The following is a 4,258-nucleotide window of genomic DNA, read 5'->3' as shown; positions in this document are numbered from 1 at the left end:
CATCCGCGTGAGAAACGACTTGCCGGTGCCCGTCTTGCCGAACACGGCGTTGGAGCGCTCCACGAACCGCTCGAGGTTCACGCAGACCTCGGAGGTCATCTCCAGTGGGGTGCCGATCGGCAGATGCGTCTCGTCCTCACTGCCGAATACCACGGCCACGTCGGCATCGGAGGCCTCCGCCACGCGGGCGAAGTGCGGCGGGATCGTCTTGACCGGACGGACGCCCTCCACGCCCATCTCCAGCAGGAGCTTCGGCTTGAGGTCCACCGTGGCGTAGGTGTTGGTGCCGTGCAGTACCGCCTGAACGAACTCGTCGTCCGGGGGGCGCAGGAGGACGTCGTCGTTGGTATTGGCCAGCCGCACGTCGTGGATGGTCGAAAAGAACCGGTGCCTCGCCCCGTCGACCACCACGAACCGGCCCACCCGGACGTCTTCCACCGATACGTCATCCTCCAGACGCGCGGTCATGCCCTCGAGCAGGGACCCCTGGATGACCCGCCCGAGCCGGCGGGGGCCGAGCGACTCCTCCAGAGCGGCCAGCGCCGCGGCCTCGCGCCCGTTGGACCCTTCGGTCATGCGGACGTGCTACCTGCTGCTCTCGCGGCGGACCGCCACCGAGGCGGGGGCCGGGTGGTCGTGGTCGTCGCCGGCTATGCGCATGCCCAGCCGGCGCAGGATCGAGCACGCCTGCTCGTAGTCCTGCCGGTACAGATCGGCCACCTCACGTCCGGCGCGCAGCAGAAACGACCGGCGGTCGTCCCGCGCGTCGGCCGCGGCCCGGATCGCCGCAGCGACGAGCTCGCCGGCCACGCCCAGTCCGCTCGACCCCAGCGTCCTGACAAACGACAGGTCGGAGGTCAGGGCCCTGATCTCGGCGGACTCGCACACGGCGACGAAGTCGTGCACGCGCGGCGGGACCGGGGGCAGGTAGGGCGCCACCGGACCGTCTCCGTCCCGAAAGGCGACGCAAAGGGCGTCGAACTCGGTTTGGAGCAGGTCGATCACCTGAGGCTGCTCCCGCCGCAGCTCCTCCCAGGTCCGGCCCAGCGGAATCGCCCTGCGCGAAGGATCAAGCGACGCATGCTCCACGTGAGCTACCACCGCGAAGACGGTGCGGGCTCCGGAAACGGCTTTGACAAAGGACCCGAACGCGGGGGGCACAAAGGCCTCCGGCGCGACGGCCCTGAACCGCGTGGTCGATGCCTCGACGATCTCTCCGACGCGCGTGACTGTGTTCATGCACCCTCCGCTCGGGCCCAGTTCCGTGGTTTTGCCCAGTGTGGCGGCCGGCAGGGACAGTGGCCGGGCCCCCCGACTGGCGTTCCGCCGGCGGCTACAGGACGCTCAGGCGCTTGCGCGACAGCTTTGCGCTGACTGGACCAGCCCCCTGGCGGCGCAGCAGGTCCTGGAACGCTCGCCTGTCGTTGCCCCTGACGACACCCTGCTCGTGGGCCTCCGCCAGGGCGACCGGATAACCCAGGCCCTTGTCGCACTGGTCGGCGACCATTCCGCACATCGAATCCAGGCCATCCGGCGTCACCCAGGCCGGGAACTCCAGCCGCGCGATCTCTGCCCCCGTGTGCAGGTACACGAAGTCGATGGGGGCCTCGTAGGCCTGCGCCACCTGAGCGGAGGACCGGAAACGGCCCGAGCGCTGTCCGGGGTGGAGCAGCCGCGCGAACAGGGCGGCGTCCGCGATGGTCTCCACCTCTTCGCAGGGACGCTCCGGCGCGGGGAGCATCCGCAGCGCATCGGTCTGGGCGGGCCTGGAGCCCCATGCCTTCTTGCCTGAGGTGTAAGGACAGCGGTCGCAGTCGACCGGTTCCTCCGTGCACAGGACGACTTTCAGCATCGACACCACGTCGGTGCTTCTCGGAGCGGACAGATATCCCACCGGCACCGACCCGGCGTCCCTGGAGGCCGCCGTCATCGCGTTGAGGGACGCAAGCGTCCGCGACTTCACGTCGTCGGGCGGCAGCGCGCGCAGGCGGTCCGGGTCGGGGTCCAGCCACCACAGCAGAAGAGTCCCGTCGGTCAGCAGCAGGTCGTTGGAGGCCGCGGCGCCGGTGAGGGCGTCACACTCGGCGGCGAAGCGCCGCGCTGCAACGACTCGTCCGTCGGCCTCCTGCCTCATGCCGCCCACCAGCGGGTAGACGTCCGCCGGCAGCCAGCACAGCGTGGGGGCCGAGGTCATCGCCGCCGCGTACGCGCGGTAGTCGATCTGCACCAGCCCCACGTTCACCAGAAAGCATTGCGCCATCTCGTGGCGGTCCGGGAACACCTGAGACCCGTCGGACGCCGCCACCCGGTAAGAGCCGGGGGGGACCACGTCGTAGGCGCGAAGCTCCTCGAGCGGCTCGGCCACCAGCCAGGAGGTCCGTGCCTTCAGGACACGGTCACGCAGGGCCGGTCCGAGCGCCACGGCCTGCCGCCAGGCCGACGCCGCCGCCTCCAGCCGGGGGCCGCGTTCGTCATCCAGGCGCGCCAAGTCGCTGCGCATGCGCCGCAGTTGTCCAGCGACGGACAGAAGGTCGAGCATCCACCGACGGTACGGGCGGGGGCCGACACGCCAAAGTGCCGGAGCAGGGAACTACGGCTTCCAGTGCCTGAGGCCCGAGACCAGCCCGGTGGCCCGCATCCGCACCCGGTATGGAAGCGCGCGCTGCGCTGCGGCGGTGATCCATGCGTCCGGACCCATCGGGTTGCGGAACCGAGGTCGCTTGGCGTCCAGAGCCGATGCGATCGCCTCCCCGACCTCCCTCGGGTGCCGGGCGTGGGGAAGCACGAGCCGGTTGAGGAACGACTCCCCCACCTCGAGAAAGCCCGCGTAGGCGCTGTCCTGGGGCTTGTGGCGCTCCGACGAGTCCCAGATCTCCGTGCGGTAGACCCCCGGTTCGAACAGCACGACGTCGATGCCAAACGGCTCCAGTTCGAAGGCGATTGACTCCGCCCATCCCTCCAGAGCCCACTTGCTGGCTGCATATGCGGAGAGTCCTGGGGTACCGCCGAACGCCGAGTTGCTGGAGACACACACGATCCGGCCCTTACGGCGCTCGCGCATCTGCGGCAGCACCTCGCGCGTGAGCGCGAGCACGCCGAAGAAGTTGGTCTCGAGCACGCGGCGTATCTCGTCGTCCGGAAGATCCTCGAAGGCTCCCGCGACATTGATGCCAGCGTTGTGCACGACGCCGTACAGTCCCCCGCCGCCGTCCAGGATCCCGGCGACCGCCTGCCTGATGGATGCGCCGTCGGTGACGTCCAGGCGCACCACCTCGACCCGCTCCGTGACCCCCGCGGACGCCACCGCCTCGTCCAGGGCAGAGCGCTTGTCCAGGTTGCGCATGGAGGCGAAGACACGGAACCCCCTCCTGGCGCATGCCACGGCGGCTTCCAGGCCGAAGCCGCTCGAGCATCCTGTGATCAGCACCTGTGACCCCATGGACAGATGCTATCTCCGGCAGGGGCGGCCAAGTCCGGGCATGCTGTCCTGCGTGCGCCGCGAGGAAGCGATCGAACGACTCCGGGACGACAGGTTCGACCTGCTCGTGGTTGGCGGGGGGATCACCGGCTGCGGCGTAGCCCTGGACGCCGCTTCGCGCGGGTTGTCGGTTGCGCTGGTCGAGCGCGACGACTTCGCGGCGGGAACCTCGTCGCGATCTTCCAAACTGATCCACGGCGGGCTTCGTTACCTGCAGCGACTCGAGGTGCGGCTAGTGCGGGAGGCGCTGCGCGAGCGGCAGCTGCTCCAGAGGCTCGCGCCGTTTCTGGTCTGGCCCACGCAGTTCCTCGTCCCCCTTCAGCGGGGGCGCCCGCTGGTGGCAGTGCGCGCGGGACTGGTCGCCTACGACCTGCTCGCCGCAGGGTCCGGCGCGTCCCGGCACCGGAGACTCGACCAACCGGGGGCCCGGCAGCTGGCGTGGGCTCTCGGCCCCCACGTGACCGGCGCCTACTGCTATCCGGACGCCCGGACGGACGACGCACGCCTGGTCTGGACGATCGCGCGCACAGCCGGGGAGATGGGAGCGGTGGTCGCCAACCATGCGCCGGTGCTCGAGCTGCTGCGGGACACCCGCGGCAGAGCCTCGGGCGCCGTCGTGTCCGACGTGGAGACCGGGGAGCCGGTCCACGTGCGAGCCCGCGCCGTGGTGAACGCCTCCGGTGTGTGGGTGGACGAGGTGCGCCGGCTGGAGGATCCGGCGGAGCTGGCGGGGGTGCGTCCGGCGAAAGGCATCCACCTGACCTTCCCCGCGTCGGCTAT

General features: G+C 70.3%; 5 protein-coding genes. 1 reads left to right on the top strand and 4 read right to left on the bottom strand.

Going from position 1 to position 4,258, the window contains the following annotated elements; all coding sequences use genetic code 11:
- From VNE62_01230 to VNE62_01215, 4 genes are all read right to left on the bottom strand, one after another.
- A partial coding sequence (locus VNE62_01230; GenBank protein ID HVE90911.1) for a DUF87 domain-containing protein occupies positions 1–576 on the bottom strand: 576 nt, incomplete at its 3' end.
- 9 nt (positions 577–585) lie between these two features.
- Positions 586–1,239, bottom strand: a complete 654-nt coding sequence (locus VNE62_01225) for a hypothetical protein (GenBank protein ID HVE90910.1) — start codon at positions 1,237–1,239, stop codon at positions 586–588.
- A 94-nt stretch (positions 1,240–1,333) separates the two neighbouring features.
- The gene (locus tag VNE62_01220) at positions 1,334–2,539 is read right to left on the bottom strand and encodes a DNA double-strand break repair nuclease NurA (GenBank protein HVE90909.1); all 1,206 of its coding nucleotides are present in this window, start codon (positions 2,537–2,539) and stop codon (positions 1,334–1,336) included.
- A gap of 51 nt (positions 2,540–2,590) precedes the next feature.
- Positions 2,591–3,439 carry an SDR family oxidoreductase gene (locus tag VNE62_01215; GenBank protein ID HVE90908.1) on the bottom strand — a complete coding sequence of 283 codons (849 nt, stop codon included), beginning with the start codon at positions 3,437–3,439 and terminating at the stop codon, positions 2,591–2,593.
- Positions 3,440–3,491: 52 nt separating this feature from the next.
- Here VNE62_01215 and VNE62_01210 point away from each other — a divergent pair.
- A partial coding sequence (locus tag VNE62_01210) for an FAD-dependent oxidoreductase (GenBank protein HVE90907.1) occupies positions 3,492–4,258 on the top strand: 767 nt, incomplete at its 3' end.

Source organism: Actinomycetota bacterium, assembly GCA_035536535.1.
GTDB lineage: Bacteria > Actinomycetota > JAICYB01 > JAICYB01 > JAICYB01 > DATLNZ01.
This window is presented reverse-complemented; position numbering and strand designations above follow the sequence as displayed.